Source organism: Microbulbifer regidiadema (SeqCode), assembly GCF_052466995.1.
Genome location: NZ_CP174297.1, coordinates 2,573,646 through 2,590,684, shown reverse-complemented (window position 1 = coordinate 2,590,684; position 17,039 = coordinate 2,573,646). Strand labels below are relative to the sequence as shown.

The 17,039-nt window shown below is 52.1% G+C and carries 13 protein-coding genes; 11 read left to right on the top strand and 2 right to left on the bottom strand.

Annotation, left to right across the window (positions count from 1 at the left end):
* Positions 1-209 precede the first annotated feature (209 nt).
* Positions 210-623, bottom strand: coding sequence for an acyl-CoA thioesterase (locus ACJJIK_RS11300; protein WP_444932262.1), 414 nt, complete (start codon positions 621-623; stop codon positions 210-212).
* A 476-nt stretch (positions 624-1,099) separates the two neighbouring features.
* Here ACJJIK_RS11300 and fabV point away from each other — a divergent pair, with 476 nt between their 5' ends.
* The 8 genes from fabV to ACJJIK_RS11260 all read left to right on the top strand — a co-directional run bounded on the left by fabV (position 1,100) and on the right by ACJJIK_RS11260 (position 8,895).
* The gene (fabV, locus tag ACJJIK_RS11295) at positions 1,100-2,278 is read left to right on the top strand and encodes an enoyl-ACP reductase FabV (RefSeq protein WP_444932261.1); all 1,179 of its coding nucleotides are present in this window, start codon (positions 1,100-1,102) and stop codon (positions 2,276-2,278) included.
* A 184-nt stretch (positions 2,279-2,462) separates the two neighbouring features.
* Positions 2,463-3,506 carry an NADP(H)-dependent aldo-keto reductase gene (locus tag ACJJIK_RS11290; RefSeq protein WP_444942794.1) on the top strand — a complete coding sequence of 348 codons (1,044 nt, stop codon included), beginning with the start codon at positions 2,463-2,465 and terminating at the stop codon, positions 3,504-3,506.
* A gap of 75 nt (positions 3,507-3,581) precedes the next feature.
* Complete coding sequence (locus ACJJIK_RS11285; RefSeq protein ID WP_444932259.1) at positions 3,582-3,815, top strand: DUF2789 family protein; 234 nt, start codon at positions 3,582-3,584, stop codon at positions 3,813-3,815.
* A gap of 105 nt (positions 3,816-3,920) precedes the next feature.
* Positions 3,921-4,886: an LpxL/LpxP family Kdo(2)-lipid IV(A) lauroyl/palmitoleoyl acyltransferase gene (gene lpxL, locus ACJJIK_RS11280; RefSeq protein WP_444942793.1), complete on the top strand. Its 966-nt coding sequence runs from the start codon at positions 3,921-3,923 to the stop codon at positions 4,884-4,886.
* 90 nt (positions 4,887-4,976) lie between these two features.
* On the top strand, positions 4,977-5,852 hold the full coding sequence (dapA, locus tag ACJJIK_RS11275) for a 4-hydroxy-tetrahydrodipicolinate synthase (RefSeq protein WP_444942792.1): 876 nt from the start codon (positions 4,977-4,979) through the stop codon (positions 5,850-5,852).
* A gap of 34 nt (positions 5,853-5,886) precedes the next feature.
* Entirely contained in the window at positions 5,887-7,080 is a 1,194-nt protein-coding gene (bamC, locus tag ACJJIK_RS11270) for an outer membrane protein assembly factor BamC (RefSeq protein WP_444932256.1), read from the top strand.
* The gene (locus tag ACJJIK_RS11265) at positions 7,080-7,853 is read left to right on the top strand and encodes an MBL fold metallo-hydrolase (protein WP_444932255.1); all 774 of its coding nucleotides are present in this window, start codon (positions 7,080-7,082) and stop codon (positions 7,851-7,853) included. Before bamC ends, ACJJIK_RS11265 begins: the two co-directional genes overlap by 1 nt.
* 211 nt (positions 7,854-8,064) lie before the next feature.
* Complete coding sequence (locus ACJJIK_RS11260) at positions 8,065-8,895, top strand: sulfite exporter TauE/SafE family protein (RefSeq protein ID WP_444942791.1); 831 nt, start codon at positions 8,065-8,067, stop codon at positions 8,893-8,895.
* Positions 8,896-8,980: 85 nt separating this feature from the next.
* On the opposite strand, the gene ACJJIK_RS11255 is transcribed toward ACJJIK_RS11260, so the two are convergent.
* On the bottom strand, positions 8,981-10,762 hold the full coding sequence (locus ACJJIK_RS11255) for a peptide MFS transporter (RefSeq protein WP_444932253.1): 1,782 nt from the start codon (positions 10,760-10,762) through the stop codon (positions 8,981-8,983).
* A 405-nt stretch (positions 10,763-11,167) separates the two neighbouring features.
* Between ACJJIK_RS11255 and ACJJIK_RS11250 the strand changes: the two genes are divergently transcribed.
* The 3 genes from ACJJIK_RS11250 to ACJJIK_RS11240 all read left to right on the top strand — a co-directional run bounded on the left by ACJJIK_RS11250 (position 11,168) and on the right by ACJJIK_RS11240 (position 17,007).
* Complete coding sequence (locus ACJJIK_RS11250) at positions 11,168-11,296, top strand: hypothetical protein (protein WP_444932252.1); 129 nt, start codon at positions 11,168-11,170, stop codon at positions 11,294-11,296.
* 989 nt (positions 11,297-12,285) lie between these two features.
* Complete coding sequence (locus tag ACJJIK_RS11245) at positions 12,286-15,120, top strand: TonB-dependent receptor plug domain-containing protein (protein ID WP_444932251.1); 2,835 nt, start codon at positions 12,286-12,288, stop codon at positions 15,118-15,120.
* A 750-nt stretch (positions 15,121-15,870) separates the two neighbouring features.
* Positions 15,871-17,007: a tetratricopeptide repeat protein gene (locus ACJJIK_RS11240; protein ID WP_444942790.1), complete on the top strand. Its 1,137-nt coding sequence runs from the start codon at positions 15,871-15,873 to the stop codon at positions 17,005-17,007.
* Positions 17,008-17,039: the final 32 nt, after the last annotated feature.

The following is a 17,039-nucleotide window of genomic DNA, read 5'->3' as shown; positions in this document are numbered from 1 at the left end:
CACTATCGAAGTGGAATAGGAATTGCGCTGAATTACAGCCGCTATCGAGAACACCCCCACGAGTCTACGCCGTATTTGGATGGGGGGAGGGATTCACTTTCTCCAGTGCAGGCTGATCGGGCAAGGGCTGTTCAAGCAGGGGTGGCGGTTAATGCAAAGGCATCAGTATACCGCCACCGTTTCAGTGGATGGCTGGCTTTGGCACAGAGTCAGCTGGCCATTTTACACTCGCGCAGCGTGGCGAGACGGGCCTGTTCCAGGGACATACCGGCTTTTGTGTGAGGGATTGGCTTGCCATTGGCATCCAGCGCGACAAATACGATTTGATCTACTTGTGCAATCAGTTGTTGCGATTGTTTGTTGCGAACTTCGCAGCGCACCGTCAGAGAGGTCTGGCCGATGCCCACCACTTCAAAACCAAACTCCAGCACATCGCCACAGCAAGCGGAGCTGACAAAGTTAATTTCCGACATCAGCTTGGTGACTAGCATGGGGGTCTCCATTTGGCAGCCGGCAAAGATTGCCGCCTCCTCATCAATCCAGGACAGGAGCTGCCCGCCAAAGAGACGCTGGGCGGGATTCAGGTCCCCGGGTTTTACACAGTAACGCGAATAGTATTTCACTTCTGACCTTCCTAACTGACTGGGGGTTGAACAACGGGTGAGCCATCCATGGCTCGGCTGTATTGCAGCAATCCGCCGCTAGGGAAACCCTGCATACGGTATGCCAGCTCAGAAGAGCCGCCGTTAAGGGGCTTTCTGCATGCAAGATGTCAACCGCCCCTTCAACAGCACCGCTCTGGCGCGCTATTAATTGCAGTGTCCCCATTACTGGGCGGGAAAGTCATAAAAAATCGCTTTCTGGGCGAGGCTCAGCGGGAGCCGGGCCGCTTTGGCCGGGATAGCAGATATTTTGGACGCCATATACAAATTGTGGGAATTGCCGCTATGGGACTCCCCGGCGACAGGGATTAGAATGGTCCGCAAACATGACCCGGGCGTCGCACTTGTGCCCCGGGATGATAGTTTCCAGAGCGCCACCAGCGTATCTGTGATCTGGTAACGACGATTCCCAAAAGACGAAGGGAGAGACTGTAAGGATGATCATCCAGCCGAAAGTACGCGGTTTTATTTGTACCAATGCCCACCCGCAGGGCTGTGCTGCTCATGTCCGCGAGCAGATTGAGTATATTCAGTCCCAGGCAGCGGTTGAAAACGGGCCTAAAAAGGTATTGGTGTTAGGAGCTTCTACAGGTTACGGCTTGGCATCGCGAATCACCGCTGCTTTTGGTTGCGGCGCCAGCACTCTGGGGGTGTTCTTCGAGAAGCCGCCCACCGAGAAGCGCACGGCTTCTGCGGGCTATTACAACTCCGCCGCCTTTGAACAGGAGGCGCACAAAGCGGGTCTTTACGCGAAGAGTATCAATGGCGATGCCTTCTCCGATGAGGTGAAAGCCCAGACTGTAGAGATGATCAAAGAGGACCTGGGGCAGGTCGATCTCGTGGTTTACAGCCTCGCTTCCCCGCGCCGTAAAGACCCTAAGACCGGTGAGCTGTACAGCTCTGTACTCAAACCCATCAATAAGTCCTATACCGCCAAGAATCTGAACACTGACAAGTTGGAGATCTCCGATATCACTCTGGAGCCGGCGAGTGAGGAAGAGATCGAAAATACCGTTAAGGTGATGGGGGGGGAAGATTGGGAATTGTGGATGCAGGCCCTCGGAGAGGCCGGTGTTCTCGCTGATAATTGCAAGACCGTGGCCTACACCTATATCGGTGAAAAGCTCACCTGGCCGATTTATGGTCACGCGACTATCGGCAAGGCCAAAGAAGACCTCGATCGCGCGGCAAAAGCCATTACTGACAGCGGTAAAGCTGCGGCCAGCGTCGCCGTTTTGAAGGCACTGGTGACTCAGTCCAGCTCCGCTATCCCGGTGATGCCACTGTATATCTCCCTCGTCTATAAAGTCATGAAAGAAGAGGGGACTCATGAGGGCTGTATCGAACAGTTATACCGTCTCTACACCGAGGGCCTCTATACCGATAGCCCGCGCCTCGACGATGCGAGTCGCCTGCGTATGGACGAGAAAGAGCTGCGCCCCGAGACTCAGGCAAAGATTGAAAAACTGTGGCCCGAGGTCACCGCTGAGAACCTGTTTGACCTGAGCGACTTCAAGGGTTACCAAGCGGATTTTCTCAAGCTGTTTGGATTTGGTGTAGATGGCGTTGACTACGAGGCGGATACCTCCCCTCTGGTAGAGGCCAACTTCAGCTAATGATGGGCGGGGCTCTGTTGCGGAGTCCCGCTTTCCCCCTTTCTTTCCGTCCTACTACTCTTCCCTGGGAGCCTCTGCATAATTTCGTGATATTTCTGCAAGGTCCGCAGAGAGATTGCGGAATTACTCAGAGTTCTCCTGGCAAAGTTGCATAATCCGCTGTTTGATTTGTGGGGACTATTTAATGGAGTACCGCCAGCTGGGCACCACTGACCTAAAGGTCAGTCAGATTTGCCTGGGCACTATGACCTACGGTGAGCAGAACAGTGAAGCTGAGGCCGCTGAACAGCTCGATTATGCCCTGGCACAGGGGGTCAATTTTATTGACTGCGCGGAAATGTACCCGGTGCCACCTCGCCCGGAAACCCAGGGGCGAACGGAAGAATATATCGGCAATTGGCTGGCCGCGCGCGGCGGCCGGGATCGGATTGTTCTCGCCACCAAGGTCGCCGGCCGCAGTGCCGCCAACTCCGGCGTTGGTCATATTCGTTCGGGCCCCCGTCTGAGTCGCGAGCAGATTTTGCAGGCTTGTGACGACTCCCTAAAACGCCTGCGCACCGACTATATCGATCTCTACCAAATCCACTGGCCGGAAAGGCAGACAAACTTCTTTGGTCGCCTGGATTATATTCACAGCGACGATGACGGTGTCTCCATTGCCGAAACACTGGGGGCGTTGGAGACATTGCTTGAGCAGGGCAAGGTTCGCCATATCGGCATTTCCAATGAAACCCCCTGGGGGCTGTTCGAGTACCTGCAACAGTCGGTGGTGTACGGGAGGCCTCGAATTGCATCAATTCAAAACCCCTACAACCTTTTGAATAGAACTTTTGAAATTGGCTGTGCGGAAATCGCGATTCGCGAGCGGTGTGGCCTGCTGGCGTATTCGCCCCTCGCATTCGGGATGTTATCGGGCAAGTATTTAGACGGGCGAAAGCCGCAGGGCGCTCGGCTCAGTCGTTATGACCGCTTTCAGCGCTATGCCGGTAAGCGCACCCAGGCTGCAACCCAGGCATATGTAGACTTGGCCCGGCAGTTTGGTCTGGACCCGGCGCAGATGGCACTGGCGTTTGTGAATCAGCAGCCATTTGTTAGCGCCAATATTATTGGTGCCACGACCCCGGAGCAATTGCGCTCCAATATTTCCAGTGTTGCAATCCGCTTAGCAGATGAGCAATTGGCTGCGATTGAAGCGATCCACCGAGAGAACCCCAACCCGGCCCCTTAACGGGCTGAGGGGCTCACTATAATGGGGCCAGGTGCCATAAAAATATGGCCGCCTCACTAGTTAGCGGAAATTGCTATGGAAACCACCGGACACCATACTCTGAAGGATTTGTTTTCCCAGCTGGGACTGGCCTCTGAAGAGGCGCAGATCAACACATTCCTGGGTACGCACTTTTTACATCGCCATGAGAAACTCTCTGCGGCCTCGTTTTGGACTGAGGGGCAGCGGGAGTTTTTGGAGAGCGCCATCCGGGATGATTCAGACTGGTGTGTCGCCGTGGATGAATTGGATACACTGCTGCGGCACTGAAGCTCTGTCGCAGGGGCTCGACCCCGGCGCTCTTTTCATAGGGTATACTACGTCGCTTTCAACCGACTTAGTGGGTGCCTTTGCACCTCAGCCTGAATAGACCCGATGGAAAAACCCCGATTTCGCGCGGCGCTGCTGCACCCTCGCTACTGGCTGACCTGGCTGCTTTTTGCTCTCTGGTTTTTACTGGCCCAGTTGCCCTACCGCTGGCAGTTGGCCATAGGGCGTGGGTTTGGGCGCTTGATGCTCAAGGTAGCCACCAGTCGCCGCACTATTGCCGAACGCAATCTCGCGCTGTGCTTCCCCGAATTGGGAGAGCGCGAAAGGGCCGAACTGTTGCTGCGCAACTTTGAGTCCAGCGGTATCGCCTTGATGGAAACCGGTATGGCCTGGTTTCGCTCTGCCCGCTGGTTGCGCAAGCGCTTTACCTTTGAGGGGCTGGAGGCTTTACAGTCTATTCAGACCGAGGGGCAGGGCGTCCTCCTGATGGCTATGCACTTTACCACCCTGGAACTCGGCGCCGCTCTGATGGGGATGAGTATCACCCTCGATGGCATGTACCGGCCGCACAAGAACCCTGTGTATGACTATATGCAGCGCAAGGGGCGTGAACGCCATACGGAAAACGGCAGTGTTTATCAGCGTAAAGATGTGCGCGGAGTACTCAGGGCCCTGCAGCGGGGGCGCGCAGTCTGGTATGCTCCCGATCAGGATTACGGGATCAAACAGGGGATATTTGCTCCGTTCTTTGGTATTCCTGCGGCGACTGTCACGGGAACTTCGCGGTTTGCCCGGGTTGGGAAAGCCAAAGTCGTGCCCTATGTGGTGACCCGCCAGGACAATGGATCGGGCTACCATTTGAAAATTTACGACCCTATTGAGCAGATCCCCTCTGGGGATGAGCGGCAAGATGCCATCTTGGTGAACGAGTTTATCGAAGCCCGTATTCGCGAGGCGCCCGAGCAGTATATGTGGGTGCACCGACGTTTTAAGACCCGCCCTGAGGGGGCAGAAAACGTGTATCACGGGGTACGTAAAAAGAAGAAAAAGCGCAGGAGAGCGGCGAGCTAGTCGCGCTCCTAAGTACCCTGGCCTAAGTAACATACTGATCTGACTCTGGCGGTGCTATTCCGGGTGGAGTGCAAGAAATAAGGAGTGAGGATGTTAACCGGTAGTATGGTGGCCCTGGCCACCCCAATGTATGCAGATGGAAGCCCGGACTGGGACAGTCTGCACAATCTGGTTGAGTGGCATATTGAACAGGGGACCCGGGCACTGGTTGCCGTGGGTACTACTGGTGAATCTGCAACCCTGGACTTCAATGAGCATATTGAGGTTATCCGCCGTGTTGTGGACCAGGTGGCCGGTCGGATACCGGTGATTGCAGGGACGGGTGCCAACTCCACAACTGAAGCGATTGAGCTCACAGAAAATGCCGCTAGGTGCGGTGCAGATGCCTGTTTGCTGGTTACACCTTATTACAACAAGCCCACCCAAGAAGGCCTCTATCAGCACTACCGTGCGATAGCTAAATCGGTCTCTATCCCGCAGATCCTCTACAATGTACCTGGCCGTACGGCAGTCGATATGCTGCCAGAGACGGTCCAGCGGCTGGCGTCGGTGGGCAATATCGTGGGCATCAAGGAAGCCACCGGTGACTTGGAGCGGGCAAAGGTTTTAATAGATACTCTGCCCGAAGGGTTTGCCGTTTACTCCGGCGATGACAGCACCGCTGTTGAGTTAATGCTGCTGGGAGGCCACGGTAATATCAGCGTAACGGCCAATGTGGCCCCCGCTGCGGTGGCCCAAATGTGTGAAGCGGCTCTGGTGGGAGATGCGGTGACCGCGAGGGCAATCGATCAGCGAATACAAATATTGCACGAAGTGTTGTTTTTGGAGTCCAACCCGATACCGGTGAAATGGGCTCTCCGGGAGATGGGACGTGTTGATGGTGGAATCCGCCTGCCACTGACGAGCCTGGCCCCTGAGCACCACGGAACAGTGCGCGAAGCTCTGCGCAGTGCCGGTGTACTCTAAATCCGCGAACTGAGAATTAACCAGGATAGCTTTAATGAAAAAATTGACCGTTGGAGCCGGGCTCTTTATTTCCAGCATTGCGCTGGCGGGGTGCGGTGTGTTCGGCAACGATGGCTATTTCCGCGATCGCAGTAATGACTACCAACACGCCGACAGTCTGCCTCCCCTGAGGATGCCTGAAGGTGTGAATACCAAGCACCAAGAGGAACTCTACGAGATTCCCCAGATTGCAGGAGAGCAGTTGGCCCGGGGGGATTTTCAGGTACCTCGCCCCCAGGCAATCTCGGCTAATGCGGGTCTGGATAGGGTAAAAATCCAGAAGCTCGGCGCTAACCGCTGGGTACTGGTATCCCAGCCCCCGGAGGAGGTGTGGCCCCAGTTGCATCAATTCCTGCGCAGTTCTGGTCTGCGTATAGAGATGTCGGATGCCACTGCGGGGGTTATGGAAACCGCCTGGATGGCCTTTAAAGAGAGCCCCGATACTAAAGATAAGTATCGCCTACAAATTGAGACCGGGGTACAGCCGGATACCACAGAAATTCACGTGCGCCACCTCTCTGTACCTTCTTCGGCGCCTATCGGTGGCAGTGTTAACTGGCCGGAGCGCTCCTCCAGTCCAGAGCGTGAAGGCTGGATGATCGACGAAATGTCCACAGCCCTGGCTTCAGAGACCTCCGGCGCTACCGCCTCTCTGGTGGCGCAGGCAATTGGCAGCAGCTCCCTAAAAGTGCAGTTGAGAGAACCTTCTGGTCACGAGCCCTATATCGCAATGGACCTGGAGATGACACGAGCCTGGGCAACCGTGGCCCACGCGGTCAACTCCGGTGCCTATCGCCTGCATAGCGAAGACTCGGATATTGGCCTTTTCTATGTCACCTATGATGAAGACCGCGAACTTGTATCTGATGAAGACGATGATGGTGGCTGGTTCTCCTGGGGCAGTAAGGACGATGGCGATGAATTGGCGGAGAGTGCCGATCAGGTGAGCTTGCAGCAAATTCTGGCTGGCATTGACCTGTCTAAAGGGGCGGAGCCCGCGCTGTTCGAAGAGATCAACGGTCTGAATATCGGCGCGGGCGAGACAGACGTCTACCCGGGCTATTTGATTGTCGTTCGCGGCAATGATGACGATGAGATCGAAGTCCGCATCCGTGATACTCGCGGGCAGCCACTGTCTAAGAATGAGGCCTCAGAGCTGCTTCTCTCTATTCAGCAGAACCTTATTTAATGGGCCTGCGCTTCGCCTCTCTGGGGAGTGGTAGTAAAGGCAATGGAACCGTGGTCGCCAGTGGCGATCACTGTCTCTTGGTTGACTGCGGTTTTACCATTAAGGAAACCGAGCGGCGCATGGCGCGGCTCGGTATGTCCCCCGCTGACATTTCTGCAATTCTGGTTACCCATGAACACAGCGACCACCTCTCGGGTGTGGGCCCGCTTGCACGCCGGTATGGCCTGCCCGTCTACCTAACCCCCGGCACTTTTAAGGCCCGGGATATCGGCAAGTTACCCGCATTGCATCTAATCGAAGGGCACCAGCCTTTTGTGGTTGCAGATATTGAAGTGACCCCGGTTGCGGTCCCTCACGATGCCCGCGAGGCCGCGCAGTTTGTTTTCCGCAGTCGTGGCAGCAGTTTGGGGTTGCTGACAGACTTGGGGACCATTACCCCCCATGTCGAAGCGCACTTCGGCGATTGTGACGCTCTGGTTTTAGAAGCGAACCACGATCCCCTGATGCTGGCGCAGGGACCTTATCCCCCCTCGCTAAAGCGGCGCGTTGGCGGTGCTTACGGGCACCTGAGTAATCAGCAGGCGGCGGGATTTCTGCACAGAGTTGGCTATGAGCAACTGCAACACTTAGTGGTAGCCCATATCAGTGAGAAAAATAATAGTCTCACCCTGGCCAAGGAGGCCCTGGCGGATGTCGCGGCCAGTGTGGAGAGCTGCATCTTTGCCTGTCAGCAGGAGGGTTTCGATTGGCTTACTGTTGAGAGCCGTCGCTAAGCCAGCTCTTTTCCACAGGGGCCTATGAAATCCTGCGGGCCTTTCGGCGATTCACGTTCAGCAAGGCCTAGGCATTCCTGTGAAGCTGCCCGTGATTGTGAACCACTCTGAAAGCCAGGGGCATCAAAGAATTATTCAGGGGCCTCCTTAGTTCTTATCTGTTTAAATACGATCGCCTTAAATTGATGGTCGTATTTAATCTGAGGGAATTATGGAAACACTGCTGGTTTATTTATTGCTCGGTGCCGCTGCGGGAACCATTGCCGGATTATTCGGTGTGGGCGGCGGGCTGATTATTGTCCCCGCCCTGGTCCTGGTCTTCACTGCCATGGGTACTCCCCCGGAAATTCTCACCCATATGGCTGTGGGTACCTCTCTTGCCACGATTATTGTTACTTCAATAAGCTCGGTGCGCGCCCATCACAAAAAAGGTGCGGTGGACTGGAAGCTCTTTCGGGTTATGGTCCCCGGCATTTTGCTTGGCTCTTGGATTGGAGGCGCAACGGCTGAATTACTGCCCGGAGCCTGGTTGCAGTTGTTGATCGGCATTTTTGCGATTGTGATTGCGGTGCGCATGTGGCTGAGCGGTATTCGCCACGCCCAGGTAGCTGAAGGGGCTGGGAACCTGCCTGGTGCGCCCGTGCTGGTCTCTGCGAGTGGTGTGATCGGTTGGGCATCTGCGATTTTTGGTATTGGCGGCGGTTCATTGACGGTGCCGTTTCTGTCCCGCTGTCGCGTACAGATGCAGCGCGCTGTCGCTACGTCTGCTGCGTGCGGGCTACCCATCGCCATCGCCGGCGCCCTCAGTTTTGTCTACCAGGGGTGGAATAACGAACTGCTGCCTGAGTGGAGCAGTGGCTATATTTACTGGCCGGCCTTTGTCGGTATTGTTATCACCAGTACCCTGTTTGCCCGTTTCGGCGCAAACCTCGCCCACCGGCTTTCAGCGAAAATGCTGAAGCATTGTTTTGCGCTTTTACTGTGTGTGATCGGCCTGCGTTTTATCTGGTTGAATATGGGGCTGCTGCAAGGGCTGATTTAATCGCGCCTATAGCGGCTCAACAGCAGACCAATAAAAAAGGCCACTGCAATGCAGTGGCCTTTTGGGTTTTGCGTTATTGCTGCGATTAGCGGATACCGCACATTCCTTTTTTCAGGAGCGGGGAGATGATAATCATCAAGGCACCCACGCCGAGGCCCCACCACATCAGATACTCATACAAACTGGTATAAGTAGTTAGGGTTGAGGCCAGGTCTGTGGCTTCACCCTGGGGAACAGCAGCCATCTTACCGATTCGCGTTGCAACGGTTTCAGATAGGGCAGTTGCCAGGAACCAGGTACCCATGCTGACGCTGACCACTTTACCAATAGACAACTTGGTTACAGCAGACAGGCCAACAGGGGACAAGCACAGCTCACCGGAGGTGTGCAGCAGATAGGCCAATACCAGCCAGATCATTGCAACCTTGCCCGCCTCTGTGGGGAACTCCGCACCGAGAACCAGGGCGCCAAAGCCGAGGCCAGCCTGGATAATACCGAGACCGAATTTTACCGGGGTGCTGGGTTCCCAGCCGCGCTTGCCGAGCCATACCCACAGGGCGGCAAACGGAATCGCCAGGAGCATGATAAAGCCAGCGTTCAAGGAGCCGAACATGGAAGCGCGAACTTCTCCATCGCCGATAGAGCGATCCAGTACGCGGTCTGCATAGAGAGTCATGGAACCGGCAGACTGTTCGAACAGCGCCCAGAATACGATGGTAGAGGTAATCAGAACCATCAATACCACCGTGCGGGAGAACTCTTCGCTATAGTGGCGAACAAAGCCATAGCCAATAAAGCCTACCAGGGCCAGCAGCATTCCACCGAGCCAGATGTCATTGCCGCTAAACGCCCAAATTAGGCCGAGAACAGCGGTGAGCGCAGCCATACCGATAGCAACAAAGTCTTTGCCTTTATTGTCTTTGTACAGCATGGAGAACAGGATCAGACCGACAATCGCCACGATCAGAAGGCTGTTTTGCGCAAGGTGAACGGCGGGCTCACTTTGTACGAGGTACCAGACCGCTCCCAAAGACAGGATGGCGCCAAGGTATACGGCCCACTCTTTGTTGATGGGGCCGAGGGCCTTCTCTTTGAGCACTTCGGGGCGGCTTGGCTCAGCCAGTCCATCCAGGTACTTTTGTCCCCAGATAAAGGTGATCAGGCCGAATACCATGCCGATACCGGCGAGGCCAAAGCCATAGCCCCAGCCGTAGGTTTCCCCAAGCCAGCCGCACAGCAGGGTGGCGATAAAGGAGCCGACGTTAATACCCATATAGAAAATGGTAAATCCGGCATCGCGACGGGAGTCATTTTTGGGGTATAGCTGGCCGACAATTGTCGAGATGTTTGGCTTCAGGAAGCCCACACCAACGGTGATCAGGGCCAGAGCCATAAAGAAGACTTTGAGTGCAACAACATCCTGAATCACCACTTTTTCTGTCAGGGTGGTGCCCGCAGCGATGACTGTGCCATCATTTAATGTAATTGCCTCACTGAGAACAGTGCCGGCGGCGTAGGAAATCGCCTGATGGCCTTCGACCGCCATCAACAAGTGCCCCAAACAGAGCAAAATACCGCCGAACAGGACAGCCTTTCTCATGCCCAGGTAGCGGTCAGCCAAAAGGCCACCAATCAGGGGGAGGGCATAAACGAGGCCAGCGTAAGCCCCGAGGACATCATAGCCAGCGCTGTCCGTAAAGAGGTGATACTTTGTGAGATAAAGTAGCAGTAAGTACTTCATCCCATAGAAAGAGAAGCGTTCCCACAGTTCTGTCGCAAAACAGATGTAGAGACCCTTGGGGTGCCCAAGCAACTCGCCTGAGCCAGGTGTGGCCGCCGTAGTGACGTCCGCGACATTAGAAGACATAGAGGTTCCTCTGTCTGTAATAGTTATTGGGGAACCTCAGGCAACGCTAGTCATGCAAGGGAGGGGAGCAAGACTTGGCGTCCGGAGTTTCCAGTACAACGGGCAGAGTTTACCAGCTGTCCATTTGACAGGCGAACTGAAGTGGGGGGTTTTGTACAAATGGCAACGAGGTACTGTTATCTTGAGGGTATTCAACACTCAGTGTCAGCCAAGTGGCTTCATAGACTGATATATTTCTCCAAGCGATCAGAGAGGTGTATCACCAACTGTGATAATGTCAGATTCCGGTCTGAATCGGATGCGCTTAGCGCTGAGGGGCTTTCTGTATACCGGCGTAAGGAAGGGTCATAAGTTATTATCATTGGCGAAGTCTCCCTTGGTTTTGGCCAGCTTGCGGAATTGCCTGTGTACGATTTTCAGTGTATTCGTCGTGTAGATCGATGTGCGGACATATTTCGGGTATTAAGAGAGCTGGCCATTTACCGCACCACGATTAACCGCCATCGCCCCCTACTTCGCCTCGACTTCACCTAGAGCATATTTGACGGCATTGAGTGTTGCTGTTTTGGTTGACCATAAGGGCCTTCTGATTTTGTAAGGCCATATACTTCAGAGAGTTGCGGATCTGGTGAATGATACAGGCTGGATTTCAGTTTTGGGCGGATGCTTTCTATCGACTCAGGGAATCCCTGTAAAGCATTCACATAGGTAGGTAGAGCCTCAGGAGCTCTTTCTTGTTTCGATATTGAGGGCAAGGGTACGGGTATAATGGCCACCCTCCTTGATTTTTTAGTGGATAGTATCAAGCCAGATAATGGGGTAGACCGCCTTTAGGTCGCGTCCATGTCAAGCTTAAAGCTCCGATAATGGCTTGATCTTGACAATGTAATTGGGGGGCCCTGTAGCATAGATATTGGCAATATGTGTACGGGGGTTCTGATAACTATTCCCCAAAATGAACAGAGCCATGATCTTCCGGTCTAGCTCGCCGGTAAGTTGAGTTTGATACTTCTTGGCGATTTGGGAGTAAAGGTTTCCGTACGATCCGGTGGAGTCTGAAGTTCGAAGTTACCGGCGGAATTTTGAAGTGGTGCTATTCCTGCGATTGGGCTTAGCTTTGTTGGTGAGGTGTCCTGCCAGCTTTGCTTTCATAGCCGCTTCAGTTCGAACGTAGGGGTGGCTATGGGATATCTCTTCTCTAACGGTAAAGAAATAACACATAACTCTGAGCGCTACCTGATTACGAATAAAGGCTGATAGTTTTTTGAGCGAATTCGATGAAAATTAGATTGTAAAACAGGTTGAATCTTACAGGGGGGCAGAGGTAGCGGTAACAATGTACAAATTGGCAGATTTTCACGGAAAAAGCTTTTTGATATTTGAGTAAAGTTTTATTGAGGGGGGGAGGGATTTATTCGTTTTATCTTTGTTGGGAGCTGAAGCAGCCATGGGGGTGGTTGCTTCATGTATAAACTCAAACGTATCTAGTAGGGAGCGACCCTACCCTAGAGTGAGATAAAACAATGAAAAGGAATATCCTTTCGTCTGCAATCAAGACCGCACTTGGAGTATCTGTAGTCCTCGGAGCAACTGGTCAAGCGTTTGCCCAAGAATCTGAGGATGTAAATGACGCGACACTGGTTGAGGAGGTAATTGTAACCGGTTCACGCATTACCAGATCTAACTTGGAAGCTGCAACACCTATCACAACTGTCAACTCTGAGAATATTGAATTTTCCGGCATGGTAAACAGTGCTGATATTCTGCGGAGTCTGCCGGCAACTGGTGTGTCGGGTATTTCTAGCAGCAACTCTAATTTCTTTACTTCTGGTGCTGGTATCAACACTGTTGAACTTCGCAACCTAGGTGAGGATCGTACCCTTGTTCTAGTTAACGGACGTCGTTATGTTTCTGGCGTTGCGGGTAGCTCAGCTGTTGACTGGAACACTATCCCTACAGAGCTAATCGAGCGGGTAGAAGTAATTACAGGTGGTGCATCAGCAATCTATGGTTCTGATGCTCTTGCTGGTGTAATCAACGTTATCCTTAAGGATGACTTCGAAGGCGTTAGCATTACCTCCTCTCACGGGGAAACTGTAGAGTTTGGTGATGACCAAACTGATCGCTTTAATATCACTGCCGGTGGTAATTTTGATGACGGTAAAGGTAATGCCGTTATCTCTATGACTTATACCGATCAAAAAGGTGTTTTGGCACGCGACCGTGATAATACTGAAGTTGACGATATTGCTACTTGTCGATTGACGTCCGATATCAATGATTGTCAGGATAGTACTGCTCCTTTTTATTCCTCTTACTCGGAACATGGCCGTTTCTTTGTCCCCTCCACTGGTGACTCTTACGTATACGATGGTGGCGAAGTTGTACCTTGGGACCAAGAGCAATATGGGTTTAACCGTCAAAACTTCCGACGTTACACTGTGCCAACTGAACGCTATCTGATTAGTTCTAACTTAAACTATCAGATTACTGACTCTTTGGAAGGCTACATCGAGACCACTTTTGCTCGCACCGAAACACAGAGTGAAATTGAGCCATATCCACACAGTAACGAAGACTTATACATTGACGGGATACATATTGATAATCCCTATGTACCTGATGACCTAAGAGCGGCTGCAATTGCAGCAGGTGATGAGTACCTCGAATATTTCCGCCGTACAACTGAGCTGGAGCAGCGCGGCTCTTTTGCTGAGCGTCAAACTTTCCGCGGATTGATTGGCCTGCGTGGTGAGATCAACGATTGGAATTGGGATGCTCACTTTGGTCAGGGGCAAATGCAGGATAGCCAGCGCGGTACAGGTCAGATAAACATTTCTAACTTCCGCAATGCGTTGAATGCAGTAGAAGATAGTGACGGCAATATTGTATGTGCAGATGCAGCAGCGGCAGCAGAAGGTTGTGTACCAATCAACTTGTTTGGTTATGGTTCCATTTCTGAGGATGCTGCAGAGTATGTAACTGCACCTTCAATTCGTGATCAGCGTACCAAGCAAACCTTTGGTGGCATTAATATTAGCGGTGAGCTGCTTGAATTGCCCTCTGGTCCCTTAAGTTTGGCTGCAGGTGTTGAGTATCGTGATGAATACGCAGCAGACTTCCCTGATGCTTTAACCCGTACCGGCCAGAATGCAGGAAATAAGGAAGAGCCTACTGAAGGTAGCTTCAATGCAACTGAGTTGTATGTTGAGATGGAAGCGCCAATACTTTCGGGCCTTACTGGCATTCAAGAGTTGAGTGTTGGTGCTGCATATCGTTATGCAGATTACAATACTGTTGGTGCTACCGATGCTTACACAGCTCGTTTCTCATGGGTTGTTAATGATGATCTGCGGGTTCGTGGTCAGTACGCGCGAGCTGTACGTGCCCCGAATATCAATGAACTTTTTGCGCCAGGTGGTGAGTCCTTTGGTGCAGTAAGTGATCCCTGTAATGGAGTAACCGCAGAGACTACCGGTACTGTTGCAGAAAACTGCCGTGCTATTCCTGCTGTAGCGGCACGAATTGAAGATCAGGGCGTATTTACATTGTCACAGACTGAAATCCAGGGAACCGGTGGTTTCGTTGGTAAAGGTAATGGCAACTTGGAGCCTGAGACTTCTGACAGTTACACTTTAGGTGCGGTGTTTGACCGTGATTTGGGTGTTGGTACCCTGTCGGTTTCTGTCGATTGGTACAATATTGAAATTGAAAATCTAATCGATACTGTTGGCCGCCAGACCTCCGTAGATTACTGTTACAACACTAGCAGCTACCCAAATAATTTCTGTGATTTCGTTGTTCGCGATACTACAGGATCTGCCTACCAACTGGGTGAAATTACAGAAGTAAATTCTGGCTATATCAATGAAGGCTCCCTTGAGACCGAAGGTGTAGATGTTCAGGTTCAGTGGGGTATGGGACTGGGTAGTGGCCAGCTGGACCTCTCTTTGATCTACGGTCATATAATTGATTACACTCAAACTAAATTTGGTGAGCGTGATGAGCTCGTAGGAGAGGTTGGCCTTTCTGAGAACGAGTGGGTTGCGACAATTAACTACTCTATGGATCGACTGATGGTACAGTGGGAAACCTCTTTCATTGGCGATGCAGTACCTGACTTGAGTTATGATCTGTACAATTTTGAAGTTGGCACTTATGTCACACATGACCTGTACGCATCTTATCAGTTCACTGACAGCATCAGTGCAAACCTTGGCATTAATAACGTTCTGGATGAAGAAGCTCCGGTTATTTTGACTGGTATTCCAGGTAATACAACTGGGCATGATACTGCTGCAGCTGTGTATAACGATATTGGCCGTAGTGCATTTGTAGGCGTTCGTATGGAGTTCTAATTCTCCTTACAGAAATCGCTAAAGCGGGCCTTATGGCCCGCTTTTTTATCCCTTAATTTTTAAGGTTGCTCTTACTGGTTTTGACCTTGAGTTTTAGTTTTTCCCTTCGGTTTTAAAGTGTTATCACACTTGTTCTCTCGGTCATATACTATTTGAACCTTGACTCCACTTATAAATATATTTGTAAGTTTAAACTTGTCCGTTGTGGCCAAGCTTAATCAGGAGCCTCTTTAAGCCCGTTGACTGGTGGCTGTCGAGGTTCTGCAGATAAGGCCTACAAGCAATGGCACGTTTACCATGTTCGCCTATCTATTAAGCTATCACTACGGCACACCACTTGTGAAAGCTACTCTTATTTGCCTGTATTACCTGATAGAGCCTCTTAACTGGAAAGTTGCTTTGCTGCTCTTTGATAAAGTTGTACTTTACTTCATTTCTTTCGTAAGAATGTAGTGATCAAGTATTTTTCCCTATATACAACTGTTTGTTTTCACGTCGCAGATAGTTTGTAATGGTCCCTTGCAGTTTCTATGGCCTTAGATATCGAACACCCTAGCTCAGACTAGGGCTGCGCGCCTTTATTGAATTCTGATTTAAAATACTGGCGTATCCCTTTTGTTGTCATACTTCACCTCGCTTGGTAGTTCTATTATCTTAGCGAAGTATCCGGAAGTATTAGGCCGCTACAGTTGAGCTTGATTAGAGGCTCTCTAAATACCATAAGGCTAAAATATTGAGGGGAAAATGACGATGAAGGCCCCACTGGCCCTTGTTCTGGCCCTTTTTGTTGCTAGTTGTGCTCAAATTCCCCTCGAAAAGCCAGAGGTTATCGATGTCAACACCGCCCTCAGTGGACGGGCGATTCTCGATCGGCCGGTTTTGCCGGGAGAGCTTCCCGATGAGGACCTGCTGGGGCTTGATGCCGATATTTTGTTCTACCTGGGTAGTATCGCCCCAGGAGAGTCTCCCTCCAAGCGGCTCCAATCTCTGGTGAATGCCTATGGGCGGGGTGATTTCCATATCGAGTACGATCCCAACAGCACCCTGCCGGCAAGTAAGACCTACCAGTTGCAGCGGGGCAACTGCCTGGCATTTACCTTAATGATGGTGGCTATGGCCAGAGAGCTGGGTGTGGAGGCTTATTTCAATGAGGTGGATGTGCCTCCGGTTTGGGGGCAGGATGACCCCGAGACCTTTACGGTCTATCGCCATGTCAATATGGTTGCCGAGTATAAAAACAGGCGGCGAGTGATCGACTTTAATCTGGAGGCCTACGATCCGGCGTATCGGCAGTATGCACTGGATGACACTACTGCTTTTGCGCTCTACTACAGTAATCGCGGTATAGAGTTGATGCGCAGCGGCGAGGAACAGTTCGCTTTTTTGTATCTGCGCAAAGCGCTACAGCTGCGTCCACAGAGAAGTGATATCTGGTCAAATCTCGGCGCTGTGTACAGTCGTTTTAACCACCTCTATGCCGCCGAGCAAAGTTACCTCAAGGCCTTGCAAATTGAGCGGGACAATCTGGTTGCCATCAGCAATTTAGAGAGGCTTTACCGCGTTTCCGGCAGGGAAGAACTGGCTGATTGGTATGCCGAGCGTGTGCGCTTCCACCGTGCGCGCAACCCCTATTATCTACATCATCAGGCTCTAGAGGCATACAGTGCGGGGGATTACAAAAAAGCAGAGAAGCTCTTGCGTCGCGCACTGAGAGCTAATGACAGCGATCACCGCTTTCACTTTTTACTGGGGCTTACAAGGTACAGGCTTGGCGATCTGATCGCTTCCAAAGCGAGTTTTAAGCAGGCATTTTCACAGGTCAGCAGCTCACAGACCCGTGGGGTTTATAAGCAGAAGCTCGATTTTTTAATTAATGGCCCAGAATAATTTGGGTGTATGGCGTTAAGCAGAAGCTTGTT